The 24,026-nt window shown below is 69.0% G+C and carries 14 protein-coding genes; 9 read left to right on the top strand and 5 right to left on the bottom strand.

Going from position 1 to position 24,026, the window contains the following annotated elements:
• Positions 1–6 precede the first annotated feature (6 nt).
• On the bottom strand, positions 7–1,344 hold the full coding sequence (gene murA, locus OXI49_03370) for a UDP-N-acetylglucosamine 1-carboxyvinyltransferase (GenBank protein MDE2689526.1): 1,338 nt from the start codon (positions 1,342–1,344) through the stop codon (positions 7–9).
• A gap of 156 nt (positions 1,345–1,500) precedes the next feature.
• Between murA and OXI49_03365 the strand changes: the two genes are divergently transcribed.
• The 3 genes from OXI49_03365 (at position 1,501) to OXI49_03355 (ending at position 3,674) form a co-directional block, all read left to right on the top strand.
• On the top strand, positions 1,501–2,157 hold the full coding sequence (locus OXI49_03365) for a hypothetical protein (GenBank protein MDE2689525.1): 657 nt from the start codon (positions 1,501–1,503) through the stop codon (positions 2,155–2,157).
• A 70-nt stretch (positions 2,158–2,227) separates the two neighbouring features.
• Entirely contained in the window at positions 2,228–3,178 is a 951-nt protein-coding gene (locus tag OXI49_03360; GenBank protein ID MDE2689524.1) for an alpha/beta hydrolase, read from the top strand.
• A gap of 34 nt (positions 3,179–3,212) precedes the next feature.
• Positions 3,213–3,674, top strand: coding sequence for a hypothetical protein (locus OXI49_03355; GenBank protein ID MDE2689523.1), 462 nt, complete (start codon positions 3,213–3,215; stop codon positions 3,672–3,674).
• A gap of 26 nt (positions 3,675–3,700) precedes the next feature.
• Here OXI49_03355 and OXI49_03350 read toward each other — a convergent pair whose 3' ends face one another.
• Complete coding sequence (locus OXI49_03350; protein MDE2689522.1) at positions 3,701–8,329, bottom strand: DEAD/DEAH box helicase; 4,629 nt, start codon at positions 8,327–8,329, stop codon at positions 3,701–3,703.
• Positions 8,330–8,397: 68 nt separating this feature from the next.
• On the opposite strand from OXI49_03350, the gene OXI49_03345 reads away from it, so the two are divergent.
• The 6 genes from OXI49_03345 to OXI49_03320 all read left to right on the top strand — a co-directional run bounded on the left by OXI49_03345 (position 8,398) and on the right by OXI49_03320 (position 20,848).
• On the top strand, positions 8,398–8,703 hold the full coding sequence (locus OXI49_03345) for a hypothetical protein (protein ID MDE2689521.1): 306 nt from the start codon (positions 8,398–8,400) through the stop codon (positions 8,701–8,703).
• A gap of 7 nt (positions 8,704–8,710) precedes the next feature.
• Positions 8,711–10,495, top strand: coding sequence for a Na(+)/H(+) antiporter subunit D (locus tag OXI49_03340; GenBank protein ID MDE2689520.1), 1,785 nt, complete (start codon positions 8,711–8,713; stop codon positions 10,493–10,495).
• A 77-nt stretch (positions 10,496–10,572) separates the two neighbouring features.
• The gene (locus OXI49_03335) at positions 10,573–11,493 is read left to right on the top strand and encodes a LysR family transcriptional regulator (GenBank protein ID MDE2689519.1); all 921 of its coding nucleotides are present in this window, start codon (positions 10,573–10,575) and stop codon (positions 11,491–11,493) included.
• Positions 11,490–16,082, top strand: a complete 4,593-nt coding sequence (gene gltB, locus OXI49_03330; protein ID MDE2689518.1) for a glutamate synthase large subunit — start codon at positions 11,490–11,492, stop codon at positions 16,080–16,082. The genes OXI49_03335 and gltB overlap by 4 nt, the downstream gene beginning before the upstream one ends.
• A gap of 30 nt (positions 16,083–16,112) precedes the next feature.
• Complete coding sequence (locus OXI49_03325; GenBank protein ID MDE2689517.1) at positions 16,113–17,612, top strand: glutamate synthase subunit beta; 1,500 nt, start codon at positions 16,113–16,115, stop codon at positions 17,610–17,612.
• Between the two features lie 320 nt (positions 17,613–17,932).
• Complete coding sequence (locus tag OXI49_03320; GenBank protein MDE2689516.1) at positions 17,933–20,848, top strand: carboxypeptidase regulatory-like domain-containing protein; 2,916 nt, start codon at positions 17,933–17,935, stop codon at positions 20,846–20,848.
• A gap of 155 nt (positions 20,849–21,003) precedes the next feature.
• On the opposite strand, the gene larA is transcribed toward OXI49_03320, so the two are convergent.
• The 3 genes from larA to OXI49_03305 form a co-directional block, all read right to left on the bottom strand.
• Positions 21,004–22,278, bottom strand: a complete 1,275-nt coding sequence (gene larA, locus OXI49_03315) for a nickel-dependent lactate racemase (protein MDE2689515.1) — start codon at positions 22,276–22,278, stop codon at positions 21,004–21,006.
• Positions 22,279–22,307: 29 nt separating this feature from the next.
• The gene (locus tag OXI49_03310) at positions 22,308–23,696 is read right to left on the bottom strand and encodes a DUF1080 domain-containing protein (GenBank protein ID MDE2689514.1); all 1,389 of its coding nucleotides are present in this window, start codon (positions 23,694–23,696) and stop codon (positions 22,308–22,310) included.
• 110 nt (positions 23,697–23,806) lie between these two features.
• Positions 23,807–24,022, bottom strand: a complete 216-nt coding sequence (locus OXI49_03305; GenBank protein ID MDE2689513.1) for a hypothetical protein — start codon at positions 24,020–24,022, stop codon at positions 23,807–23,809.
• Between the last annotated feature and the right edge of the window lie 4 nt (positions 24,023–24,026).

Here is a 24,026-nt window from a genome sequence, read left to right as displayed (position 1 = left end):
GCAACCCTAGCCGAGTGAATCGGCGACGCGTTCGATGTCGGCGCCCAGCGACCGCAGCCGCTCGTCGATCCGCTCGTAGCCGCGGTCGATCTGCTGCACGTTGTCGATGACGCTGCGGCCTTCGGCGCACAGCGCGGCGATCAGCATCGCCATGCCGGCCCGGATGTCCGGGCTCACCATGTCCCGTCCGTACAGCTTCGACGGCCCGCTGACGACGACGCGGTGCGGATCGCAGAGCACGATCTGGGCGCCCATCGCCACCAGGCGATCGACGAAGAACATGCGGGACTCGAACAGCTTCTCGTGGATCAGTACCGAGCCCCGGCTTTGGGTGGCGCCCACCACCGCGATCGACGTGAGATCGGCGGGGAAACCTGGCCACGGCGCGTCCTCGACTTTCGGGATCGCGCCCTGAAGATCCGTGCGCACCTGGAGCTCCTGACCGCCGGGCACGAACAGGTCGCTGCCGTCGCCACGCACCTCGAAGTCGATGCCCAGCCGGCCGAAGGCGATCCGCGTCGCCCGGTGCTCACGCGGCCGGGCGTTCGGAATGCGCAGTTCGCCGCCGGTCACGGCCGCCAGCGTGATGAGCGACCCCACCTCGATGTAGTCGGGACCGATCTCGAACTCGGCCCCGCCCAGCCGCTCCACGCCCTGGACGACGAGCAGGTTCGTTCCGACACCTTCGATCGGCACTCCCATGGCCTTCAGGAGGCAGCAGAGATCCTGCACGTGAGGCTCGCTCGCCGCGTTCAGGATCCTCGTCTCGCCTTCGGCCAGGGAAGCCGCCATCACCGCGTTCTCGGTCGCGGTCACCGAGGCTTCGTCCAGAAAAACCTCGACCCCGCGCAGGCGCTCCCGCGAACCCTCGACGCGGCACCGGAGCCCGCCGCCCGGGAGGAGTTCGATGCCGGCGCCCAGGCCCTCGAGCGCCAGCAGGTGCGTGTCGAGCCGGCGGCGGCCGATGACGTCGCCGCCCGGGGCCGGCATGTTCACGCGCCCCCGCCGCGCCAGCAGCGGCCCCGCCAGCAGGATCGAGGCGCGAATCGCCCGGCAGAGATCAGGGTCGGGATCGTCGTCGCCGAGACCCGCGGCGCGGACGCGCACCGTGTCGCTACCGGCGAGCGCCACTTCGGCGCCGAGTTGGCGCAGCAACGCCATCTGTGCCTCGACGTCGCGGATCCGGGGCACGTTCCGGAGCGTGACCTCCTCATCCGTGAGGAGGGCGGCCGCAAGCAGCGGCAGCGCCGCGTTCTTGTTGCCCCGCGCCCGCAGCGTGCCCGAGATCGGTTGTCCGCCCTCGATCACGAACTGGGAGCGCGGCATGTGTGCGGCCGTGTCCATCGCGCGGCTAGTTGACCACAGGAACACCACCACAGTTGCCCGCTCTTCCGATTCGCCCGATCCTGAAACTCGCGCGACGTCGCGACGTTGTATGAATGAGACACGGCCCCATCGGGCCGGGGGCCCCTCATCTCCGTACCGGCAAGGAGACCGACCATGAAAGACCTTCACCGCCATCTCTGGGCGACCCTGGCGTTCGCCCTCCTGATCGCCTTCGTTCCCGGAGCGCTCCTGGCCCAGGAGCATGCCGATCCAGGTCACGACGAGCGCTGGGAGGAGCTCGGTCAGCGCTGGGAGGAGTGGGGCGAGCGCTTCGGCCGCAGCTTCGAGGACGCCGACTGGGAGTCCCACGGCAAGAACTGGGAAGAGTTCGGCAGGCGCTGGGAGGAATGGGGCGAGCAGTTTGCAGCGTCCTTCGAGCAGGCGTTCGACGAAGAGGAATGGGACACCTGGGCGGAGCAGTTCGAGGACATGGAGCACCCTGACGGCGAAGTCGACTGGGAGCGCTTCGAGCAGTTCTGGGAAGAGTTCGGCGAACGCTTCGGCACCTCTCTGGGGGAAGCCATGGAGGGCGCCGACTGGGAGATGTTCGGCGAAGCGCTTGGAGCGCTCGGTGAGCAGATGGGCGAGTTGGCGGAACTGATCGCAGCCAGCGTCGAAGCCGCCGACTGGAGCGGCTTCGCCGATCTCGTCAGCGAAACCGTCGAGCAGGCAGTCGACCACGCCGAGGAAGCGACGGAGGCCGCCGAGGAAGCGGCAGAGGCAGCAGCCGAAGCAGCGGAAAGAGCGGCAGAGGCAGCGGTCGACGCATAGCGGCGCATCCCGGGAACCGGGCGCGCCGGGCTGACTGTAGGCTGCGCGTTCCACGACCCAAGGAGCGCACATGCCAGTCGACCCCCAGGTGCAGGCCTTCCTCGAAGCCCAGGCCCAGGCCGCGATCGAGAACCAGGTTCCGCCCATCACCGAGCAGACCGTGGAGATGGCCCGGGCCGGCTATCTCGCGGTCGCCGAGATGCTCGGGCAGGGTCCCGAGGTAGACACCGACGACTCCGCCGTGCCCGGCCCGGCTGGCGACATTCCAGTCCGCATCTACCGGTCCCGGGATGCCGGCGAGGCCCTGCCGATCCTGGTCTACTACCACGGCGGCGGCTGGGTGATCGGCGACCTGGACACCCACGACTACGCCTGCCGTGAACTCTGCGTCGGCGCCGAATGCCTGGTCGTCTCCGTGGACTACCGCCTGGCCCCTGAAGCACAGTTCCCGGCCGCGGTCGACGACTCCTGGGCTGCCTTGCAGTGGATTGCGGCCAACGCCGAGAGCCTCGGCGGCGACCCGGGCCGGATCGCGGTCGGCGGCGACAGCGCCGGCGGCAACCTCTCCGCCGTGATGAGCCTGCTCGCTCGCGACAACGGCGGTCCGCACCTCGCCTTCCAACTCCTCGTCTACCCCGCCGTCGACATGGACTTCAGCCGCCCCTCGATCGACGAGAACGCTGACGGCTACGTCCTGACCAGGGACCACATGATCTGGTTCCGCGGCCACTACCTGCGTTCGGACGCCGACCGCGCCGACTTCCGCGCCTCGCCGCTCCTGGCCTCCGACCACAGCGGCCTGCCGCCGGCTCTCGTCATCACCGCCGAATTCGACCCGCTCCGCGACGAAGGCAGGGACTACGCGGAGAAGCTCCTGGCCGCCGGCGTCGAGGCGACGCTCTCGAACTACGAGGGCCAGGTCCATGTTTTCTTCCAACTGTCACCGATCCTCAATGGCGGCCGGAAGGCGGTCGACGAGGCCTGCGCGGCGCTGCGCGGAGCATTCGGGGACGCGGCATAGAATTTGCTGGTTGGAGTCGGTGGGAGGAGCACCCATGAGCCTGATGTCAAGCATCCCCGCCCTGTTGCTACTCGTGACCGCCGCTCCAATCGACAAGGACTCCGCGGCTCAGGGCGAAACCACCCTGGTCCGCGTCCTGTCTGACCTCGAAACAGCCGGCGGAGCGGACTGGACCGGCGAGTGTCTGGACGCGAAGTCCCGCAGCCGCTGGACCGCCCGGCTCAGCGACGGCAGCGTCATCAAGGGACGCTGCCGGAACGGCAAGCGCCACGGCCGCTGGTCCGTCCGCCTCACCGACGGCAACCGCGTCGTCGGTCGGTTCGAGGACGACAGTGTCCACGGCAGGTGGCGGATCCGCGACCACGTCGGTCACGTCCTCGAAGAAGCTACCTACGTCCGGGGCGAACTCCAGGACGAGCGACGCATCCCCCGCGATCCGTGGTCCAAGCGAGGAGCGCTCCCGGCTCCCCCGGGCGACGCACCAGGCCACAACTGACCGGCGGCGACGCCCGCCGATGCCGGCTACACCGCCGGCAGCAGCCGGCTGACGCGATAGCCGTCCAGGTCCTTCTCGAAGCCGCAGGCGTCGAGGATCGCGGTCCACGGGGACTCGCGGGCCGGGCGACCGTCGATGCGTAGGAGCCTGAGGGTTCGCCGGCGGCGGCGGCCGGCGAGGTCACGGAGGGCGGCCCAGGCCTCCCCGGGTTCCGGGTCGTCGCCGAGAGCGGCGAAGGTCCAGACGCCCTGGCCGCCGGCTTCGAGGAAGAGACAGGGAGAGCCGGCCCGGAGGACGACCCAGGCGCCGGGTACGCGGCGTGGGCCGCGCCTTCGTGGATCGATCTCGGCTCCGAGCCGGGGCCAGGGAAGCACGGCGCCCCACGGATTCGCCGGATCGACGGCGGGCAGGATCCCGATCGGCCCGCGCTTCGCCGGTCCCCGCCGCTCCCGCCGCAGGCGCTCGACCGCCGCCGGCAGGGCGAACTGGCGGCCGGCCAGGCCGTGAACGAAGTAGCCGCGGCGGATGTGGCCGGCCTCCTCCATCTCGCGCAGCACCGGATAGAGGGCCTCGAACCCGCCGGGCACGTGCTCGTTGCGGGCCGTCTCGGCCGCGACCACGCCGTAGCGGTCGAGCAGCAGGGTTGCCGTGGCGTGAGCCCACTCCGTATCGCTCAACCGCCCGGCCGGCGCGGCCAGATCGCTCACCAGCGACCATCGGCCGCCGGCCAGCATCCCTGCCCGGCCGCGGCGGGCCCCCGAGACAACAGCCCGCATGGCAGCCGGCGCTGTCCCGGCCCGCGGCCCGCGACGCCAACCACGGGGAAGCCCGCGGGGAGAACGCCCACCGGGCGCTGGTCGCCGCTTACCAAGCGACGCGAGCGGCAGGAAGGTGTCGTTGGTGATGCGGCCAGCCCATACGAGGTCCCAGATCGCCGCCTCGACTTCCGTCTCGCCCCAGTCGCCGTCACCGGCCACTCCGCCGACCAGGTCGAACGTGAAGCAGGCGCCGCGCGCCTTCAGGCGGTCGAGGACCGTGGCGTGCGGAGTCCCGGCCCGCGCTTCATCCGAGGCTTCGATCGGCTCGCTCCCGCGCGCCAGGACCTGGAACCGCTCCCGACGGTAAATCGCGATCCGGCCGTCTCTCGACCCGAGCCTGCCGTCGCCCAGCCAGAGAAGCTCCCCCGACGCCGCAAGGCGGTCCAGCATGTCGAGACGAAAGCCCGGCACCCTTGCGGGCAGGACGTGGCCGACCAGGGTCCGCCAGGAAAGCGGCACTCCTTCGAGCTGCGCCACGGCTTCCCGAAGACGAACCAGGGCACGATCCGACGACGCAGGCATCCCTGCCCGCCCGCGACCCCGCGACGCCGGGAGAGTCGGCACCGCTGTGTCCGTGTCGACGCCCTGCCAGCGACCCAGGAACCGCGCCAGAGCCGCTCCGTCGACCGGCTCCGCCTCGCGCCGGAGCCTGGCCAGCGTCCGGCGCTTGATCCGGCGGAGCACCTCCGGGTCGCACCACTCGACCCCGCCGCCTTCCCTTCGGAACTCGCCCCGGGCAAGCCGGCCGGCCTCTTCGAGACTCGTCAGCAGGGGTTCGATCGCCCCCTCCGGCAGGCCGAAGCGGGCCGCCGCGTCAGCGGCTGTGAACGGACCCCGGCTCCGGGCGTAGCGTCTCAACAGATTCTCGAGCGGCTCCGGCCGTGGCGCCAGCAGTTCGCCCGGCAGGCCTTCGGGCAACGTCGCGTCCAGGCCGTCGCGGTAGAGCGCCACGTCCTCCGCGGCCGTCCACATCCGCTCGCCGTCCTTGAACTCGATTTCGACGGCCCTCTTCTGCCGCTCCAGGTCCGCGAGCCACTCGTCCGCCTCGCCGGGTGCGCGCGCCTCGATCTCCTCCCGGGTCAGACCGCCGGTTCGCCGCAGCAGATCGTAGAGGTCGTCTTCGTGCCGCGCGCGGCGGTCCGGCGAAAGCCCCTGGAACTCCTCTTCGATCGCCTGGATCACGTCCGGATCGAGTAACTCCCGCAGACTGGCCGTGCCCAGCAGTTCCCGCAGGAGCTCCCGGTCGAGAGTCAGTGCCTGGGCCCGGCGCTCGGCGGCGGGGGCGTCCTGGTCGTAGAGGAAGCGTTCTTCGTAGGAGAAGACGAGGGAGCGGGCGAAAGGAGAAGGCGCCAGGGTCTCCACGTCGTCGACCCGGACCTCCCCTTCCGCGACCTCCGCCATGAGCTCGACCAGGCCCGACAGATCGAAAAGATCGCTCAGGCACTCGCGGTAGGTCTCGAGCAGGATCGGGAAGTCGGGGTACCTGCGGACGACGGAGAGCAGGTTCTTCGACCGCTGGCGCTGTTGCCAGAGCGGCGTCCGCTTGCCGGGCCGGTTGCGCGGCAGGAGCAGCGCGCGGGCCGCGTTCTCGCGGAACCGGCTCGCGAACATCGGCGAGGAGGCGACCTGTTCGACGACCAGATCCTCGACCTCGTCGGGCTCGAGCAGGAACTCCCGCGCCGCCGGCAACTCGTCGGTGTCGGCGAAGCGGAGCGCCAGTCCGTCGTCCGTCCACAGGGTCTGGACCTCGAAACCAAAACGCCGGCCGATCCGGCGCTCCAGCGCCATCGCCCAGGGCGCGTGAATGCGGGCCCCGAACGGAGTCAGGATGCACACCCGCCAGTCGCCGATCTCGTCCCGGAACCGCTCCAGAGTCACCGCGCGGTCGGTGGGCAGCGCGCCGGTGCGGTCTCGCTGCTCCTCGACGTAGGCGCAGAGGTTCGAGACGGCATGCGGGTCGAGCGGCGCTTCGCGTGCGAGCCAGCGTCTGGCGGCGGCGCCCTGCCGTCGGCCGAGTTCGCGCACGAAGGCGCCGAGGGCCCGGCCCAGTTCCAGCGGTCGGCCGGGGCCATCGCCGTGCCAGAAGGGCATCCGCCCCGGCTCGCCCGGCGCCGGCCGGACGATGACCCGGTCGCGGGTGATGTCGGTCACCCGCCACGCGGATGCCCCGAGCAGGAAGGTGTCGCCGGCGCGCGACTCGTAGACCATCTCCTCGTCGAGTTCGCCGACCCGCGGACCCTCGGGTCCCAGGTGCACCGTGAACAGGCCGCGATCCGGAATCGTGCCGGCGTTCATCCGCACCAGGAAGTCGGCGCCGCGCCGGGCGGTCAGCACGTCGCGCCCGCGGTCCCACGACAACCGGGGCCGCAGGTCGGCGAACTCCTCCGAGGGAAAGCGGCCGACCAGCATGTCCAGCACCGCGGCCAGCAGGTTGCGGGTCAGGCCGCGGTAGGGGCGGGCGCGCCGCGCCAGGGCCAGGATCCCGTCGACGGTCCATTCCCGGCCGCAGCACATCGCGACGATCTGCTGCGCCAGCACGTCGAGCGGGTTCTCCGGCAGCTTCATCGACTCGATCGCGCCGCGCTGCATCTGGATCGCGGTCACCGTGCACTCCAGGAGGTCGCCCCGAAACTTGGGGAAGATCAGACCGCGACTGCGCTCGCCGACCGCGTGCCCGGAACGGCCCACGCGCTGCAGTCCGCTGGCCGTGGACCCCGGCGCCTCGACCAGGAGGACCAGGTCGACGCTGCCCATGTCGATTCCCAGTTCGAGCGAGCTCGTCGCCACGATGCAGCGTAGGCGGCCGGCCTTGAGCGCACCTTCGATCTCACGTCGTCGTTCGTGGGAGATGCTGCCGTGGTGGGCTCGGGCCAACGGCTCGCGGTCATCCGTTTCGTCGTCTTCAATGTCGGCGGCGCGAGTCCGGTCGTCCAGCTCGTTGAGACGCTGGGCCAGCCGTTCGCAGAGCGAACGGCTGTTGACGAAGACGATCGTCGAACGATGGCGCCGGACCGCCTCCAGGATGCGCGGGAAGACGGACGGCCACAGGCCCGACGTTTCGAAGCTGCGCGGCCAGCCTTCGCCGGAGGAAAGAGACTCAGGCGCCGGCGGCGGCGCCTCCATGTCGGGCACGGGCACGACGACCTGCAGGTCGATGTCCGGCGGCTCGGAGGCGTCGACGACCTCGACCGGCCGGTCGCCGCCGAGAAACCCGGCCGCCAGGTCCATTGGCCGCACCGTCGCCGAGAGACCGATCCGTTGCGGATCCTGAGCCTCCGCCAGCTCCGCGAGCCGCTCCAGCGACAGCGCCAGGTGGGCGCCGCGCTTGGTCGCCGCCATCGCGTGAACCTCGTCGACGATCACCGTCTCGACCGTACGCAGGTTCGCCGCCGCCCTCGAGCCGAGCACCAGGAACAGGGACTCGGGCGTCGTCACCAGGATCTCGCCCGGCTTTCGTAGCTGGCGGCGCCGGTCGGCCGGCGGCGTGTCCCCGGTGCGCACGTCGACGCTGACCGGCCGCACCGCAGCACCGAGCCTGCGAGCCTCCTCGACGACGCCCACCAGAGGCGCCTGCAGGTTGCGCTCGATGTCGTAGGCGAGGGCCTTGAGCGGCGAAACGTAGACGACTCGCACGCCCGGCGTATCGGGTTCGTCGCCAAGGCTGAGCCGGTCGATGGCCCACAGGAAAGCCGCAAGCGTCTTGCCGCTGCCGGTGGGTGCCACCAGCAGCGCGTTTCCGCCGCGGGTCAGCACCGGCCAGCCGAGTTCCTGCACCCGGGTGGGACCGGGGAACGAGTCGTCGAACCACCGGCGTACCGGTTCCGAGAACGAGTCCACGGGTCATCCTACGCGCCGCGCGCGACCCCGTGGAGCCCGAGTCCGGCTGCTAACCTCGCCGCCCAGCGATGGCGCACCACGACCACGGCAAGCACGGCGGCAGGAGCTACTGGCTCGACAGTAAACGAAACGTCGCCAAGGTGTTCTACGCACTGATCGCCGTCGACGTCCTGTGGCTGGCGGCGGACTTCTTCCACAAGAAGAAGGCGGAGTTCGACGCCTGGGGTGGTTGGGCCGACGGCGGATTCGGGTTCTACCCCGTCTACGGCTTCGTCGGCGCCTTCCTGCTGGTGCTGGCCGCGAAGCAGATGCGGCGCGTGCTGATGCGGTCCGAGGACTACTACGAGCGGCGCCGCGACGGCGGAGCTCCTTGAGTCCCGGATGACGGAACTCCTGCTGTCGCCGCCGCTGCTGCTCATGCTCGGCAGCGTGGTCCTGGCCGCGGCGCCGCGCAACGTGCTGCCGCGCACCGCCCTACGCGCGCTGCTCCTGGCCCTGCCGATCTACTCCCTCTGGCGCTTCTGGGGCCTCGACCTCGGCGACTACGCCCAGTTCGAACTCTTCGGCCAGACCCTGACGCTCGTCCGGATCGATCCCCTGAGCCGGATCTTCGTCGTCATCTTCCACCTGGCGGCGCTGATCGGCAGCATCTACTCGTTCTACGTCAAGGACAACTTCCAGCCGCTCGTCGGGGTGTTCTACGCCGGGTCGGCCCTGGGCGTAGTGCTGGCCGGCGATCTCTGGACGCTGTTCCTGTTCTGGGAGGTCGCCGCCGTGTCGTCGGCGCTGCTGGTCTGGGTCCGGAGAAGCGGCAGGGCGGCCGGCGCCGGCCTCCGCTACCTGGGGATGCAGATGGTCTCGGGCGTCCTGCTGCTCGCCGGCATCGTGCTGCTCCGCCACGAAGTCGGCGCGGGCCCCGGCTGGGCGGAGTTCCGCAACCTGACGGGCTTCCTCGAGGACGGCGGGCTTGGCTTCTCGAACCTGGCGGCGACCCTCATCTTCCTCGCCTTCGGACTCAAGGCGGCCTTCCCGCTGCTGCACAGTTGGCTGATCGACGCGTACCCCGAGTCGACCCCGGCCGGCGCCGTGTTCCTGTCGGCGTTCACGACCAAGTTCGCGATCTACGCCCTGGCGCGCGCCTTCCCCGGCCAGTCCGAATTGATCTGGATCGGCGCGCTGATGACCGCGTTTCCGATCTTCTTCGCGGTGATCGAGAACGACCTGCGCCGGGTGCTCGCCTACAGCATGACGAACCAGCTCGGCTTCATGGTCGTCGGCATCGGCATCGGCACCGAGCTGGCGATCAACGGCGCCGTAGCCCATGCCTTCGCCGACATCCTCTTCAAGGGCCTCCTGTTCATGGCGATGGGGGCGGTGCTCTACCGGGTCGGCCACGTGAACGGCTCGGACCTCGGCGGCCTCTACAAGTCAATGCCGATCACGACCGGGCTGTGCATCATCGGCGCCGCGTCCATCTCGGCCTTCCCGCTGTTTTCCGCCTTCGCGACGAAGTCGCTCATCATGAGCGCGGCCGTGTACAAGGAGTACTTCGGGCTCTGGCTCGTGCTCCTGTTCGCCTCCGCCGGCGTCTTCCATCACGCAGGGATCAAGATCCCCTTCTTCGCCTTCTTCCACCACGACTCCGGCATCCGCTGCAAGGAGGCGCCGCGATCGATGATCGTCGCGATGGTCCTGGCGGCCGCCGCGAGCATGGCGATCGGCCTGTTCCCGCTGGCCGAGATGTGGTTCGGCGTCGCGAACCCCTTCTACGGGCTGCTGCCCTACCCGGTCGACTACGACGTGTACACGACGACCCACGTCATCACCCAGAGCCAGCTCCTCTTCTTCTCGGCGCTCGCCTTCGCGACGCTCATGCGCACCGGCCTCTATCCCCCCGAGTTGCGCTCCGTGAACCTCGACGCCGACTGGCTCTACCGACGGGTCGGGTTCCGCATCTGGGACGGCGTCGCCACCGCGTTCACCGCAACGCACCGCACCGGCTACGCCGTTGCCGGCCGGCTCGCCGCCGCCGCGCTCGAAACGGCGCAGCGTCACCTGGGCCCGCAGGGGTTCCTCGGGCGCTCGTGGCTCACGGCGTCGATGGCGTTGTGGGTCGCGGTGCTGCTCGCGGCGTATCTCGTGGTGTTCTACTGGCGGTTGGGGTAGGCGGCTCTAACATCAGCTTCTCTAATGCTCTGCGGTTGCTCCATGAGATCGACCTAATGTAAGATCCCGCCCTTACGATGCAAGGGCTCAGGATCTTCTGCGATGTCGCGGATTTGCGCAGCTTCAGCCGCGCAGCCGAGCTTCACGGGATCACCCAGTCGGCGGTTAGCCAGCGCATCCAGCACCTGGAGGAGCTCTTCGGAACGCGGCTCCTCGACCGCTCCAAGCGGCCCTTCGTGCTGACTCCCGCCGGCGAACTCGTGTCCCGCGAGGGACGCGAACTCGTCGCCCGCTACGACGCCCTGGCGCGCAGTGTCTCCCGTCTCGATCCGAAGCGGGGCGGGACGGTCCGGGTCCACGCGATCTACTCCGCCGGCATCGCCCTGCTCAACCAGTTGCGGGCCGAGTTCCAGCTCCAGCGACCGGAACTCGACGTGCAGATCGAGTACGAACCGCCGGCCGCGGTGGCCGAGGCGGCGCGAACCGGCCGCTGCGACTTCGGCATCGTCTCCTACCCGGAGCAGTGGCCCGGCCTGCAATCGCGCCCGCTGCGGGAGGAGCGGATGTGCTTGGCCTGCGGCGTGAACCACGAACTGGCCGGCGCCAAGCGCGTGCTGGCCGCCGACCTCGACGGCCGCGAGTTGATCCACTTCACCCACGAACTCCCCGCCGCGCGCCACATTCGCAGCTACCTGGTCGGGAACGGGGCCGAGGCCGTGTTCGCCCAGCGGCTCGACAACATCGACACGTTCAAGAGCATGCTGCAGGCGACCGACTACGCCGCGATCCTGCCGCTCAGGACGTTTCTCGCCGAAGTGCGCGCGGGACTGCTCGCCGCGGTGCCGCTCGACCCGCCGCTCGAGCGGCCGGTGGGAATCGTCTACGCCCGCGGCCGCCTCCGTCAGGCCGCCGAAGAATTCGCCGCCTTCCTGACCGAGAACGCCGGGCCGATGCCCGCGGACGACGAGGCAATAGCAGAGCGCGGAGAGGCGGCATGAAGCTCCGTCCCGGCAAGATCGGTCTGTACGACCCGGCCTACGAGCACGACGCCTGCGGCGTCGGCTTCATCGCCCACGTCCGCGGCGAACGCAGCCACCGGCTGATGCAGCAGGCCGCCCACATGTTGACGCAGATGGACCATCGGGGCGCCTGCGGCTGCGAACCGAACACCGGAGACGGCGCCGGCATGCTGACCGCACTGCCGCACGCCCTGCTCCGGCGCGTCGCCGCCGACGAGTTCGGCGCCGAACTCGGAGCGCCCGGCACCTTCTCCGCCGGCGTCTTCTTCCTGCCCCAGGACGACGGCGAACGCGAGCTGTGCCGGCGAGTCGTGGAGGAGATCGTCGCGGAGCGCGGCCAGCAGCTCATCGGCTGGCGCAAGGTGCCGACCCGCCCCGAGGTCGCGGACATCGGCGCCACGGCAATCGACTCGATGCCGGTCATCGAACAGCTCTTCATCCGCGCGGCCGACGGGCTCGACCAGGACGCCTTCGAACGCGAGCTCTACCTGATCCGCAAGCAGGCGACGATCCGCTTGCGCGGCAACGATGCGCTCGCCGAAGCGCAGATGTTCTACGTCTGCTCGCTGTCGACGCGGGTGATCATCTACAAGGGCATGCTGACCTCCGGCCAGCTCGTGCCGTTCTTCCCGGATCTGGCGGCGCCGGATTACGAATCGCACCTCGCGATGGTCCACTCGCGCTTCGCCACGAACACCTTCCCGTCCTGGGACCGCGCCCAGCCGAACCGCTTCATGAGCCACAACGGCGAGATCAACACGCTGCGCGGCAACATGAACTGGATGCACGCTCGCGAAGGCGTGCTTGAGAGCGACCTGTTCGGGGACGACCTCCCCCTCGCCTTCCCGGTCGTCGAACCCGATTGCTCCGACTCCGGCAGCTTCGACAACGTGCTCGAGTTCCTGCTGCTCACGGGCCGCACCCTCCAGGAGGCGGTCATGATGATGATCCCGGAGGCGTGGCAGAACGACCCGCACATGGACGCCGCGAAGAAGGCGTTCTACGACTACCACTCCTGCCTGATGGAGCCCTGGGACGGCCCGGCGTCGATCGCCTTCACCGACGGCCGCTACATCGGCGCGGTGCTCGACCGCAACGGCCTGCGTCCGAGCCGCTACTACGTCACCGACGACGACCTGGTCATCATGGCGTCCGAGGCCGGCGTCGTCCCGGTCGAGCCGGAGCGGGTGCTGCGCAAGGGGAGGCTCAAGCCCGGCCGGATGTTCCTGGTCGACTTCGATCTCGGCCGCATCGTCGCCGACGAAGAGCTGAAGAGCACGTTCGCCGGCAGACGACCCTACGCCGAGTGGCTGGAGAACCGCACCGACCTCGCCGATCTCGTCGCCCACGCCCAAAGCAACGGCAACGCGCCCGCGAACCAGGCGTCGATGGACGACGACACCCTGACCCGTAGCCTGCAGGCGTTCGGCTACACCGGCGAGACGATGCGCTTCATGCTGCGCCCCCTGATCGAGGAGCAGCGCGATCCGATCGGATCGATGGGCAACGACACCGCGCTCGCCTTCCTCTCCGACCAGGACCGCCCGGTCTACGACTACTTCAAGCAGCTCTTCGCCCAGGTCACGAACCCGGCGATCGACTCGATCCGCGAGGAAGTCGTCATGTCGGTCGACTGCACGATCGGCCCCGAGCGCAACCTGCTGGAGACGACGGCCGACCACTGCCGGCGCGTCCGCCTTCCTCATCCGATCCTCAGCAACCGGGAGTTCGCGGCGCTCGCCGACGCCGGCGACGCTGGCTTCTCCTGCCGCACGCTCGACGCCACCTGGCCCCTCGAAGAGGGCGCCTCGGGCCTCGGCAACGCTCTCGACCGCCTGTGCGCGGAAGCCGAGCAGGCGGTCGACGACGGCTGCAGCTTCGTTGCCCTGTCCGACCGGGCCGCCGGCCCCAACCGCGTCCCCGTGCCCACGCTGCTCGCCTGCGGCGCCGTCCATCACCACCTGCTGCGGACGATCAAGCGCACCCGGGTCGGCCTGCTGCTCGAGAGCGGCGAGGCGCGCGAGGTGCACCATCACTGCCTGCTGGTCGGCTACGGCGCCGACGCGATCAACCCCTACCTGACCTTCGAAGCGCTCTGGCAGGCGCGCCGCCAGGGCCGGCTGCCGGCCGCGGCCGACGACCAGGCGGTCGTCGACCGCTATCGCAAGGGAGTCAGGAAGGGGATGCTCAAGGTGATGGCCAAGATGGGCATCTCCACGCTGCAGAGCTACAAGGGCGCCCAGATCTTCGAGGCGGTGGGCCTTTCCACCGAAGTGATCGACCGCTGCTTCGCCGGCACCGCCAGCCGGATCGAGGGTGCCGGCCTCGAACGGCTGGCAAAGGACGCGCTGAAGCGTCACGCCCGCGGCTTTCCCGCCGACGACCGCGACCGTGTCGCCGAGCTCGCGAATCCGGGCGACTACCACTGGCGCGCCGGCGGCGAACGCCACATGTGGAACCCGCAGATGATCTCGCGGCTCCAGAACGCGGCCCGCACGAACAGTACGGAGGCCTACGAGAGCTTCGCCCGACTCGCCAACGAGGACACGACGCGGAAGTGTTCGCTGCGCGGCCTGCTCCAGTTCCGCACGGACCTCGAACCGCTGCCGCTCGACGAGGTCGAGCCGGCGAGCGAGATCGTCAAGCGCTTCTGCACGGGCGCGATGAGCTTCGGCTCGATCTCGGCCGAAAGCCACGAGACGCTCGCCATCGCGATGAACCGCCTCGGCGGCAAGAGCAACACCGGCGAGGGCGGCGAGGACCCGTCCCGCTTCACGCCGGACGCCAACGGCGACCTTCGCCGCTCGGCCATCAAGCAGGTCGCCTCCGGCCGCTTCGGCGTCACCTCGTGGTACCTGACCAACTCCGACGAACTGCAGATCAAGATCGCCCAGGGCGCCAAGCCGGGCGAGGGCGGCGAACTGCCCGGCCACAAGGTGGACGAGATCATCGCGCGGACCCGGTACTCCACGCCCGGCGTCGGCCTCATCTCGCCGCCGCCCCACCACGACATCTACTCGATCGAGGACCTGAAGCAGCTCATCCACGATCTGAAGAACTCGAACCCGGGCGCCAGGGTCAGCGTGAAGCTCGTCTCCGAGGTCGGCGTCGGCACGGTCGCCGCCGGCGTCGCCAAGGCCCACGCCGACCACATCCTGATCTCGGGCCATGACGGCGGCACCGGCGCTTCGCCGCTCACCAGCATCAAGCACGCCGGCCTGCCCTGGGAACTCGGCATCGCCGAGACCCACCAGACGCTGGTGCTGAGCGACCTGCGCTCGCGGGTAATCCTCCAGACCGACGGCCAGCTCAAGACCGGCCGCGACGTCGTCGTCGCCTGCATGCTCGGCGCCGAGGAGTTCGGCTTCTCCACCGCGCCGCTGATCACGATCGGCTGCATCATGATGCGCAAGTGCCACCTGAACACCTGCCCGGTCGGCATCGCCACCCAGGATCCGGAGCTGCGCGCCAAGTTCGAGGGCACGCCGGAGGAGGTTGTCAACTACCTCTTCCTCGTCGCCGAGGAGACGCGGCGGCTCATGGCGAGCCTCGGCGTGGCGACGATGCGGGAGCTGGTCGGCCGGACGGACCTGTTCCTGCCCGAACTCGCGGTCCTGAACGAGAAGACCGAGGGCCTCGACCTCTCCGCCGTGCTGCAACCGGCGGTGCGCAGGCACGAAGGCGTCGAGGTCGTGCAGACGATCGAACAGGACCACGCGCTCGAGTACGCGCTCGACAACGAGTTGATCGACCGCGCCCGGCCGGCACTCGAGCGCGGTTCCCGCGTGCGGATCGACCTGCCCATCGAGAACACCCAACGCACCATCGGCACGATGCTCAGCCACGAGCTCATGAAGGCGCGCGGCGAGCACGGCCTGTCCGACGACACGATCCACATCTCGCTCGCCGGCAGCGCGGGCCAGAGCCTCGGCGCCTTCCTCGCGCCCGGCATCACGATCGAACTCGAGGGCGACGGCAACGACTACGTCGGCAAGGGGCTGTCGGGCGGAAGGCTCATCCTCTACCCACCGCGCCGGTCCCGATTCGTCGCCGAAGAGAACGTCCTGATCGGCAACGTCGCGCTCTACGGCGCCACCGGCGGCGAAGCGTTCTTCCGCGGCCGCGCAGCGGAACGCTTCTGCGTCCGCAACTCGGGCGCCCGCGCGGTCATCGAGGGGATCGGCGACCACGGCTGCGAGTACATGACCGGCGGCCGCGCGGTGATCCTGGGCCCGACCGGGCGCAACTTCGCGGCCGGCATGAGCGGCGGAATCGCCTGGGTCTTCGATCCGCACAAGGACCTGGAGAACAACTGCAACTTCGAGATGGTGGGACTCGAGCCCGTCGGCGACGAGTACCGGAGCGAACTCCGGCAACTGGTCGCGCGGCATGCCCGCTTCACCGGCTCGACGGTGGCGCGCCGGCTGCTCGAGCGCTGGAGCGATGCCGTGCGTCAGTTCACGCAGGTCATGCCCCATGACTACCGTCGCGTTCTCCTGGCACGGGGCGAGGCCGGGGAGCGGATGCCAGAAGACCAGACGATCCCGAAGGCCGAAGCCGCGGCCTGAGGTCGGCGGACCGACGCGGACAGGCGGAGCATGGGCAAGGACACCGGCTTCAAGGAGTACGCGCGCGCCGCGGTTCCGTACCAGGATCCGCTGATCCGCCTGAGTCACTACGACGAGTTCCTGCGACCGGTGCCCGAAGAGCACCTGGCCACGCAGGGCGCCCGCTGCATGGACTGCGGCGTCCCCTTCTGCCAGTCGAACGACGGCTGCCCGATCGACAACCTGATCCCGGAATGGAACGACCTCGTCTACCAGGGGCGCTGGCGCGAGGCGCTCCGGAGGCTCGAGCAGACGAACAACTTCCCCGAGTTCACCGGTCGCGTCTGCCCCGCGCCGTGCGAGGGCGCATGCGTGCTCGGGATCACCGATCCGGCCGTGACGATCAAGAACATCGAGAACGCGATCGTCGACCGCGGTTTCGAGGAGGGCTGGATCGTCCCCCGGCCGCCGGCGAAGCGGACCGGCAAGAAGGTGGCAATCGTCGGTTCCGGGCCCGCGGGCCTTGCCGCTGCGGCGCAGTTGAACAGCGCCGGCCACTCGGTCACCGTGTTCGAACGCGAAGACCGCATCGGCGGCCTGCTGATGTACGGCATCCCGAACATGAAGCTCGACAAGCGCCTGGTCGTCGACCGGCGGATCGACCTGATGCGCGCGGAGGGGATCGGGTTCGTCACCGGCGCCCATGTCGGCGTGAACGTCGACGCAGGCGAGCTCCGTCGCGACCACGACGCGATCCTGCTCGCCGCCGGCGCGACGCGTCCGCGCGATCTGCCCATCCCGGGCCGCGAGCTCTCGGGCATCCACTTCGCGATGGACTTCCTGACCGAGCACACCCGCGCGCTCCTCGATGCTGACCTTCCCAGCGATGGTGCCCATCCCGTCGAAGCACCGATTCACGCCGAAGGCAGGAACGTCATCGTGATCGGCGGCGGCGACACCGGCGCCGACTGCATCGCGACCGCGATCCGGCACGGCTGCGCTTCGCTTGTCAACTTCGAACTGCTGGACCGGCCGCCGGACGGCCGGGCGCTCGACAACCCCTGGCCGGAGTGGCCGCGCATCTTCCGCGTCGAGTACGCGCACGCCGAAGCAGCGGCCAGGTTCGGCGCCGACCCGCGGGTGTTCTCCGTCCTCTCGAAGCGCTTCGTCGACGACGGGGCCGGCGGAGTCGCCGGCATCGAGACGGTCCGTGTCGTCTGGCGGCGGGACAGCGCCGGCCGGTTCACGATGGAGGAGGTGCCGGGTACCGAGGAGACCTTCGAGGCCGAACTCGTGCTGCTGGCGATGGGCTTTCTCGGCCCCGAAGCGACGCTCGCCGAGCAACTGGGGCTCGCCACCGACCGGCGCAGCAACTTCGCCGCCGAGCCCGGGCAGTACGCCACCTCGGTCGAGGGCGTGTTCGCGGCCGGCGACTGCCGCCGCGGCCAGAGCCTGATCGTCTGGGCGATCAACGAGGGCCGCGGCGCGGCAGCCCGGATCGACGAGTATCTGACCGGCAGCACCGAACTGCCAGTTTGCTCAACGACTTAGGGCGTTCCGGACAACCCTGGCAACACGGGCATCCTTGCCCGCATCCCCCTCCCTTCACGATGGCTTCAACGCCTTGGACGAGACTCGCAGCATGAGGCCCTGGCTCGACCCGCCGATTCAACATCTTGAAGCGAAAGCCGCTCCTTTGACGGGGGGCGAAGCGGTCTCTATAGTCGTGTCCGGTCCGTGGCCTTGCGCGCGAGCGCCCCACCACCGCCACATCCACAGACAAGACAGTCCTTCCCAAGCGTGAACAGCACGCCGGTGAATTCGTGTTGAGTTCGACGGCGCCTACTAAGACACAGAGGAGAAACCCAACCATGCAGTCGACCCGCCCCCGGGCACGTCTTCTTGCGATCCTCCTGGCAACGGCCTGCGCCCTCCTGATCGGCGGTGCCGGCTTCGCCCAGACCATCACCGGCACCGTCCAGGGCTACATCTCGGATGTCGAGGGCGGCGCCATTCCCGGCGCCACGGTGACCGTCACCAACCAGGACACCGGCATCGCCCGTGCCGTGATCTCGGACGCCAACGGCTTCTACAGCGCCAAGGCGCTCCAGGTCGGCACCTACACGGTGAACGCCGAGCTCTCCGGTATGCAGACCACACAGCAAGCCGACGTCTCCGTTCTCGTCGGTCAAATCAAGGACGTCAACCTGACGCTCGAGATCGAGTCGACCTCCGAAGTGATCACCGTCACCTCCGAGGCGCCGATCATCGAGGTCAGCCGCTCCGGCGCGGCCAACTACATCGACGAGGTGGCAATCGAGAGCCTGCCCACCGTGGGCCGCGATTTCACGGACTTCGCGATTCTCACTCCCGGCGTACAGCGCGACCGCTCCCGCGGCTTCCTGACGATGGCCGGCCAGCGCGGCATGTACAGCGGACTCTCGGTCGACGGCGCGGACAACAAGAGCACCTTCTTCGGCTACGGCCGCGGCGGCGAAGCCACCGAGAACGACGGCCTGATCGTCGCTCAGGACACGGTCCGCCAGTTCCAGGTCATCACCAACGGCTTCTCAGCCGAGTACGGCCGGCACGGCGGCGCCTTCGTCAACGTCGTCACGAAGTCCGGCACGAACGAGGTCAGAGGGTCGGCTTTCGCGTTCTTCCGTGATGACAGCATGGCCGAGGATCTGCCTTCGTCGCCGCTCGACGACCACTTCGGCAACGACGGCTCGCGGCCGGTCGACGAGTTCGACACCCAGAACTACGGCTTCTCGATCGGTGGTCCGTTCAAGCGCGACCGCACCCACTACTACTTCGGCATCGACCAGCGCGACCAGGACATTCCGTTCACGCGTTCGCTGCGGTCGACCGGCGACTTCAGCACATACGACCTGATCATGCAGCGGGCACAGAACGAGCCCGCCTTCGCGGCTCTGGTCGACGGCTTCGACCGGAACGCCGACGGCTCCGCCACCGGCCTGTTCCTGCGCTCGGTGAGCAATCAGATCCTGTTCGGCAAGCTGGACCACCAGATCAGCGACGCGAACCTGATCACCCTGCGAGCCAACTTGACCGACTTCGAGCGCGAGAGCAGCTATCTCGATGAGGAGTCGCTCAAGACGGAGGACACGCTGTCCTTCATCGCGTCGATGACCTCCGTCATCGGCAGCCGCGGCGTGAACGAGTTCCGCATCCAGTCGGCCGACGACAACCTGGACCGTCTGTCCCTGCGGGTCGGCACGCCGATCGAGGCGCAGGTCCGGTTCCGGTTCGGCTCCCGCGACAGCGTGGGCAAGTTCGACTTCCTGCCGATCTTCGTCGAGGAGTCGCAGCTTCAGATCAAGAACGACTTCTCCTACCTGTTCGGCGCCCACGACATGAAGTTCGGCGTCGACTACTCGAAGGATGACCTCGCGCAACTCTTCGCCGGCAGCCGGGACGGTCGATACGACTTCCAGTCGCCGGAGGACTTCCTGAACAACAACGCGAGCAACGCCCGGATCTGGTTCGGAGATTCGACCTATCCGAACTACGACGAGACGCAGGCCGCGCTCGCGTTCTACGGCCAGGACAGCCTGAAGCGTGACAACCTGACGCTGAGCTACGGCCTCCGCTACACGTCCACGGACAACCCCGACGGCCTCGACCACATCGAGCCGGACGGTCGCCAGATCCCGGATACGGAGAACCTGGCGCCTCGCTTCGGCTTCGCCATGGCGTCGGATGAGGGCCGGTCCGTTCTTCGCGGCGGCGTCGGCTTCTTCTTCGGTCGCACGCCGACCCTATTGTTCGCCAACCAGGTGCAGGCCAACGGCGTACCGCCGAACTACGGCCGCATCAACGTTCGCGCGGGCGAGAACGGCTACGTGCCTCTCGGAACGCCGATCGACAACGAGAACCCGCCGCCGGGGATCACCCCCGCGATCTCCTACGTCGATCCCGCGTTCGACGACGCGCAGACCATTCGTGCCAGCCTCGGCTGGGAGCGGGAACTCGGCTCCGGCTGGAGCGCGGGCGTCGATGCAGTCTACGCCGAGGCGACCGGCCTGCAGCGGAACACGGACTGGAACCGCCAGTTCGGTGGTTACGACGAGTACGGCCGCCCGATGTGGGACGGCCGCGTGCGCGACGACGTAGCCGAGATCCTCGTCCGGCAGTCCCGCGGCGAGTCCGAGTACCAGGCGATCACGATCAAGGCGAACAGGCGCTTCACCGGCCGCTACCAGTTCGGCGCCCACTACACCTGGGGCAAGGACCGCGACACCGACTCGAACGAACGCTCGGCGACCGGCGTCACGATCTCCGACACCGGCAACCTGGACTACGACTGGGGACTGTCGGATCGCGACATCGAGCATCGCCTGGTGGTCACGGGCATGATCCAGTTGCCGCTCGACTTCCAGATCTCGGGCATCCTGAACTACCAGTCGGGCTACCCGTACACGCTGGTCGACTCCGGCGTCGACTTCGCCTACTGCAGCTCGGTCGGCTGGAACTGCCCCGACTACCGGGCGGTCATGGGCGGCCTCGTTGTCGGCCGGAACACGGAGCGGAACGAGTCGATCCAGACGATTGACCTACGGGTCGGCAAGTTCTTCCGCTTCGGCGACGGCATGCGCCTCGACGTCTTCGTCGAGGCGTTCAACCTGTTCGACCAGAACAGCTTCGGCGTCGGCTTCGGTCAGCGCAACATCAGGAACGAAGTCGTGCCCGACACTCTCGGGATTCCGTCGTTCCTGACCACGAGGCCGCGCCAGTTGCAGATCGGCGGCCGGTTCAGCTTCTAGGCTGAGCTCTTCCGGAAGAAGCCACGGCGCCTGATGCCGTGGCCGAAGATTCAGGGCCTCCCCGGCGACGGGGAGGCCCTTTTTCTGGGTGCGCGGGTCCTCTGACCCGCTGCCGCCGAAGGCGGCCTAGATACTGCGCCGCGAAGCGGCGACGATCAGTCCGCGACGTAGGGAATCGTCTGCGGCCCTTCGGGCAGCACGCAGATACGCGCGTCCGGCCGGGCCGCCACGCACTCGGCGAGCGCGGCATCGAGGTTGGGCGCCGGCTCGAAGTGAGCGGCGGCAAGCTGGTCCCCGCTCAGCCCGTCCGCCTTGACCAGCACCCGGGCGCGCCGCTGGATCAACGCCTGGACCTGGACCTGCCACTGGTCCGGCTCGGCTTCCTGCCGAGCCTCGATCTGCCGGAGCAGTTCCTCGGGCGAGCCGCCGCGACCGAGCAGTTCGGCGTAGCGGCCGTGGTCCGGAATGCCATCGCTGCACTCGGCCGCGCAAAGGATCGTTCCACCGTCGGCAACCACCTGCGCCGCCGCCGACATCCCCTTGACCGCCTGGTAGAGGTTCTGGTCGAGCGGATAGCCGGAGTTCGTCGTCACCACGACTTCGAACCGGTGATTGGTCTCCCGCATGGCGATCGGCTTCGCGGCCGCGCAGGCACGGCGGTGCATCTCGAAGAGCTCGCCCGCGAAGACGTGCGTGATCCTCTGCTGCCGGTCGAGCAGCACGTCGACACTGAAGTGGGGCTTCGCCTCCGGCCGCGCCGCGATCGCCCGGATGTCGCTGTGCAGCGGGTTGTCTTCCACGATCCCCCACGTTGACCGGGGATCGCCGACGCGGACGGCGTCGTGCAGGGTGAGCACGGTGTCGAGCCCGGCGAGCCCCGGGGCGACCATCTTCGGACCGCCCGAGAAACCAGCGAAGAAGTGGGGCTCGACGAAGCCGGTCGTGATCCGCAGGTCCGCCTCCAGCCAGTGCCGGCAGAGCCGCGTCGGAACGCCGTTGCCGGTCTCCCCCAGGTCAACAAGAGAAGAGTCATCGCGAGCGTCGTGGTTGATCACGCGGCATGAGCCGAGAATCTCGTTGCCGAGCATCGCCTGGAGTTCGGCCGGCGTGTTCGCCCGGTGGGTGCCGGTCGCGATCAGGATGGTGGCGTCCTCCGGGCGGACGGCGCCTTCGAGTTCCCGCAGCACCGCGGCGACCATCTCCCGCCGCGGCTGGGCCCGCGTGATGTCGCATACCGAGATCGCCACCGTCTGACCGGGGCTTGCCAGTTCCCGCAGCGGCGGGCCGGCCACCGGAGCACGAAGCGCCGCGGTCAGGGCGGCGTCGGGATCCGCCAGCGCGGGCGCCTGGACCGGCATGATGACCGTCGTCCGCTCACTCGGGACGTCGATCATGAGGCCTCCGCGGCCGTAGGCGAGGCGCACGCGCATGTCCGGAATCCCAGGTCTCTCCGGACCGCCTACTCCGTGCCGTCGAGGCGGCGCACCTTGATGCTGCGGAACGCGACCTCGTCGCCATGGTCCTGGATCAGAATGCGGCCCTCCGGCCACTTGCCGAACCCTTCCCGACCGGCGAACTTGCTCAGGGCGATCGCCTCGTCGAGTTCCGCCGACTTCCGGTCGAACGCCAGCACCAGCTGATGGTTCAGCCAGTGCTCCACGGCGCCGTCGGCGCGAACGACGATCCGCGCGTGGTTGTAGCGGCCCGGTCCGTGGACGAAGCGCCCGGTCTTGGTGGCCGGCAGCAGATCGTAGAGCGAGGCGAGCGTCCGGTTGCCGTCGCGTCCAGCTTCCGCATCGGCATGACGCATATCGTCGAGGATCTGGTACTCGAACGCTACCGCCGTACCGGGCGCGGAGCCGTAGCCCTCGGTGACCAGGTATTTGATGCCGCTGTTCGCGCCCTCTGTCATCCGGAACTCCAACTGGAGCTCGAACGCCGAGAAGGACTCCCTCGTCACGATCCCGCCACCCCGTTGCCCGCCTGCTTCCGAGCCGAGCACCGTCAACTCGCCGTCGCGCACTTCCCAGCCGGTGGCGGGGAAGTCCTCGCGGTGGGCGCCGCGCCAGGCCTCCGTGCTCTCGCCGTCGAAGAGCAGTTTCCAACCCATTGCCGCCTCCGCTTCGGAGAGGCGGTTCGGCCGCGTGTCGACGACGTACGGGAAAGATCGTCCGCTCGGCGCCAGGTCTTCGGTTCGCAGCAGGACGTTCCGATAGCGAACCTGCAGTCCACCCTGCTCCGGTCCGACCGAGTGGACCTGGAGCGCGATGAAGCCGCGCGGCGTCATCTCGTCGATCAGGAACGTCGCCGGCACGTTGTTCAGCCAGGTCCGGATCTCGGGACCGATCGCCTCGATGTAGAGGTGGTTCCAGTCTCCCTGCCGGAACGCCCGGCTCGCCGCGGGGTTCACGGACAGCGGAAACAGCCAGCCGCGCCGGGCCTCGTCGTAAATCCCGGCGCTCCACGCCCGCTCGCTCGGATCGATCTCGACCTGGTAGCCGTGCACCGTGCCGTTGCGATAGTCGGGATCGCTGTGACTGCGGATCTGGACTCCCGCGTTGAGTCCCTCGTCGATCTTGAACTCCAGTTGCAGCGCGAAGTCACCGTACTCCTCCGTCGTGGCGAGAAAGGAGTTGGGCGTCTCGATGACCGCGGTGCCGACGACGACACCGTCCTCCAGCGCGTACTCGGCCACGCCGCCTAGCTGCCGCCACCCGTCTTCGATGCCACCCGCGGTCAGGTCGATCCAGCCCGAATCCGGATTGGGTTGTGAAAGCCCGGGTGCAGTCGCACCGACAAGAACCAGCAAACCGGCCGGCAGGAACGACGAGGCTGCGAAGTGACGCATCGAAGCGTCAGCTTAGCGTCCCGCGCTCGCACGGGGGGCTATCGGGAGAGTAGCCAAATGCGAGGCGCAAGGGACTCGCAGCCTAGAGCGTGAGCCAACGCCCTAGAAGTTCAGCCGCCGCCGGAACCCTGAGCGGCGATATCGGCGACGCGAATCAGTTCCTCCCCGAAGCGCTTAGCCCCTTCGGGAGTGAGTCTCAGGACGAGGGACGTATCCAGCGGGAGAACCGCGGACGGGAACTCGATCTGGACTTCGCCGTCAGGCGTGGGGTCAATCTCAATCTCAGCGTTCTCTGTGGTTCGGCTGTAGGTCGTAGTGTCGGACATGCAC

Source organism: Acidobacteriota bacterium (assembly GCA_028875725.1).
Classification (GTDB): domain Bacteria; phylum Acidobacteriota; class Thermoanaerobaculia; order Multivoradales; family Multivoraceae; genus Multivorans.
Note: the sequence above shows the minus strand (reverse complement) of the source record. Positions and strands in the feature narration are given on the sequence as shown.

Excerpts from the sequence above, each read along its gene's own strand:
- OXI49_03360 (MDE2689524.1), top strand. The coding sequence starts at position 2,228 with ATGCCAGTCGACCCCCAGGTGCAGGCCTTCCTCGAAGCCCAGGCCCAG.
- OXI49_03310 (MDE2689514.1), bottom strand. The coding sequence starts at position 23,696 with ATGCGTCACTTCGCAGCCTCGTCGTTCCTGCCGGCCGGTTTGCTGGTT.
- OXI49_03325 (MDE2689517.1), top strand. The coding sequence starts at position 16,113 with ATGGGCAAGGACACCGGCTTCAAGGAGTACGCGCGCGCCGCGGTTCCG.
- OXI49_03355 (MDE2689523.1), top strand. The coding sequence starts at position 3,213 with ATGAGCCTGATGTCAAGCATCCCCGCCCTGTTGCTACTCGTGACCGCC.
- OXI49_03340 (MDE2689520.1), top strand. The coding sequence starts at position 8,711 with ATGACGGAACTCCTGCTGTCGCCGCCGCTGCTGCTCATGCTCGGCAGC.
- OXI49_03320 (MDE2689516.1), top strand. The coding sequence starts at position 17,933 with ATGCAGTCGACCCGCCCCCGGGCACGTCTTCTTGCGATCCTCCTGGCA.
- gltB (MDE2689518.1), top strand. The coding sequence starts at position 11,490 with ATGAAGCTCCGTCCCGGCAAGATCGGTCTGTACGACCCGGCCTACGAG.
- OXI49_03335 (MDE2689519.1), top strand. The coding sequence starts at position 10,573 with ATGCAAGGGCTCAGGATCTTCTGCGATGTCGCGGATTTGCGCAGCTTC.
- OXI49_03365 (MDE2689525.1), top strand. The coding sequence starts at position 1,501 with ATGAAAGACCTTCACCGCCATCTCTGGGCGACCCTGGCGTTCGCCCTC.
- murA (MDE2689526.1), bottom strand. The coding sequence starts at position 1,344 with ATGGACACGGCCGCACACATGCCGCGCTCCCAGTTCGTGATCGAGGGC.
- OXI49_03345 (MDE2689521.1), top strand. The coding sequence starts at position 8,398 with ATGGCGCACCACGACCACGGCAAGCACGGCGGCAGGAGCTACTGGCTC.
- OXI49_03305 (MDE2689513.1), bottom strand. The coding sequence starts at position 24,022 with ATGTCCGACACTACGACCTACAGCCGAACCACAGAGAACGCTGAGATT.
- larA (MDE2689515.1), bottom strand. The coding sequence starts at position 22,278 with ATGCGCGTGCGCCTCGCCTACGGCCGCGGAGGCCTCATGATCGACGTC.